Annotated in this window: 2 protein-coding genes; one reads left to right on the top strand and one right to left on the bottom strand. The window is 71.7% G+C overall.

What is annotated here, in order from left to right; translation table 11 throughout:
• Positions 1-77: 77 nt before the first annotated feature.
• Positions 78-1,739: an alkaline phosphatase D family protein gene (locus GT042_RS18955; protein WP_161309908.1), complete on the bottom strand. Its 1,662-nt coding sequence runs from the start codon at positions 1,737-1,739 to the stop codon at positions 78-80.
• Between the two features lie 76 nt (positions 1,740-1,815).
• Here GT042_RS18955 and GT042_RS18960 point away from each other — a divergent pair, with 76 nt between their 5' ends.
• A complete protein-coding gene (locus GT042_RS18960; protein WP_161309909.1) occupies positions 1,816-2,643 on the top strand; it encodes an SDR family oxidoreductase in 828 nt (275 codons plus the stop codon).
• The last annotated feature ends 127 nt before the right edge of the window (positions 2,644-2,770 follow it).

Genomic DNA, 2,770 nt, shown 5'->3' on the forward strand with positions numbered 1-2,770 from the left:
ACTGATGTCCTCAATCGCCGGACGGGCTGGGTTGGTCGGCGTGACGGGCGGTCGGACCGGACTGGAGCAACAGGCGGTCAGGCCGGGGTCAGGCCCGGGTCGCCCGCCTCTGTCACGAAGGACGCGGCCGTTCTGACCGGGCTCCCCGGTGACGTGACCACGTCCACCGTACGGAAGTCCGCCCTGGCGCGCGTGAGGCCCAGCTCGACGTTCACGTAACCTCGCCGCCCGCTGTAGAACTTCATGTGCGGATTGGCGGCCATGAAGGTGTCCCAGTCGGCGGGCCGGTCCTGTCCGTCCTTCCCGCTCGTGACGGACGTCGCCACGATCTCCGTGCCCAGCGTGCGGGAGTCCGGGTCGTCCCAGTCCTTCTTGATGTCGTACGCGTGCCCTGTGTGCACGTCCCCCGACAGCACCATGAGGTTCGCGAGACCGGCCGCCTCGGCCCCGTCCATCAGCCGCTGCCTGGACGCCGGATAGCCGTCCCAGGAGTCCATCGACAGCTTGTGGCCGGCGGTCGGGGAGGTACGGCGCCGGGCGAAGGTGATCTGCTGCGGTACGACGTTCCAGGTGGCCGTCGAACTCTTCCAGCCGTCCAGCAGCCAGCGTTCCTGGGTCTCGCCGGTGAGGGTGCGCGAGGGGTCCTCGGACTTCGGGCCCGGCACCTGCCAGCCGTCGCCGTACGCCTGGTCGGAGCGGTACTGCCGGGTGTCCAGCACGTCGAACTGGGCGAGCCGTCCGTACTGGAGCCGCCGGTAGAGCCGCATGTCCGGGCCGGACGGCGCCTGGAGGGGACCCAGCGGCATGTTCTCCCAGTACGCGCGGTAGGCGGCGGCCCTGCGCAGCAGGAACTCCTCCGGGGAGACGGAGTTCTCGGGGATGTCGCCGGCGTAGTTGTTCTCGGTCTCGTGGTCGTCCCACGTGACGACGAACGGGTGCGCGGCGTGGGCGGCCATCAGGTCGGGGTCGGACTTGAAGAGCGCGTACCGCAGCCGGTAGTCGTCCAGGGTCACCGTCTCTCGGTTGAAGACGGCGGGCAGGGTGCGGTCGGTGTAGTCGCGGGCGCCGCCGACGGACGACACGGCGTACTCGTACAAGTAGTCGCCGAGGTGGAAGACGACGTCCAGATCCTCCTCGGCGAGGTGCCTGAACGCGGTGAAGTAGCCGTCGTGGTACGCCTGGCAGGAGACGGCGGCGAACCGGAGGCGGCTCACCGACGCGCCGGGCGCGGGGGCGGTACGGGTCCGGCCCGCCGGACTGATCCACCTACCGCTACGGAAGCGGAACCAGTACACGCGGTCGGGATCGAGGCCCCGCACGTCGACGTGCACGCTGTGGTGGAACTCCGGGTGCGCGGTCGCCTCGCCCCGCGCCACGATCCTGGCGAAACCGGCGTCGGCGGCGACCTCCCAGCCGACCGCGACGCGCTCGGAGGGCAGGCCGCTGTCGGGTACGTACGGGTCGGGCGCGAGCCTCGTCCAGAGCAGGACGCCGTCGGGGCGGGGGTCGCCGGAGGCCACGCCGAGGGTGAACGGGTCCGCCGCGACCTTCCGGGCGTCCAGCTCGGCGGCGCCCGCGACGCCGGCGAGGGGGAGGTTGACGGCGAAGGCGAGCGCGGCGGCGCCGGCGCTCGCCCCGGCGAGAAGACGGCGGCGTGGGAGGCTACCGGCCTGCGCCAGGGCCGCGAGGCGCTGCGCGGCGGCCCTGAGTTCGGGTGCGTGGCGGTGTGCGGCGGTCATATGGCCCCTCCCCTGACGGCTCCCCCGACGACGGTCCGTACCTCGCCTATCTGTACCTCAACTACGCTGCGGGCCCATGAACGCCATGCGGGAGATCAACTCCGAGCACAAGATCGCACTAGTGACGGGCGCGGGTTCGGGCATCGGGCGCGCGGTGTCGCTCGCGCTGGGCGGTGCGGGGTGGTCGCTGGTGCTGGCGGGCCGTACGGCTTCCTCGTTGACGGAGACGGCCGAGGCGGTCGCCTTGGCGGCGGGCGCCTTGGCGGCGGGCGGCGACTCTGCGGGTGGCGACTCCGTGGGCGGCGACGTGCTGGTCGTCCCCACGGACGTGACCGTCCCCGAGGAGGTGGACGCGCTCTTCGCGGCGGCGCGGGAACGGTACGGGCGGCTGGACCTGCTCTTCAACAACGCGGGCACGTTCGGGCCCGGCGGCGTGCCCGTGGACGAGCTGCCGTACTCGGCGTGGCGGAAGGTCGTGGACACGAACCTGACCGGCAGCTTCCTGTGCGCGCAGGCGGCGTTCCGCCAGATGAAGGCGCAGGATCCGCCGGGCGGCCGGATCATCAACAACGGCTCGGTCTCGGCCCACGCGCCCCGCCCGGACTCGATCGCGTACACCGCCACGAAGCACGCCGTGACCGGCCTGACGAAGTCCCTGTCCCTGGACGGCCGCGCGTACGGCATCGCGTGCGGCCAGATCGACATCGGCAACGCGACGACGGACATGACGCAACGCATGCGGAGCGGCGTGCCGCAGGCGAACGGGGAGGTGGCGGTGGAGCCGGTGATGGAGGTGGGGGACGTGGCGGGGGTGGTGGTGCATATGGCGGGGCTGCCGCTGTCGGCGAATGTGCAGTTCGCGACGGTGATGGCGACGGCGATGCCGTTGATTGGGCGGGGGTGAGGTTGCGCCCCGGTGGTGGGCGCGGGTTACTGATGTCCTCAATCGCCGGACGGGCTTGATTGTGCCGTGGTGACGGGGGGCGGGGCCTCCGGAGGTACGTATGTCCGGACTGCATGTTTTACGGCGC

Source organism: Streptomyces sp. SID3212, from assembly GCF_009865405.1.
Lineage (GTDB): Bacteria > Actinomycetota > Actinomycetes > Streptomycetales > Streptomycetaceae > Streptomyces.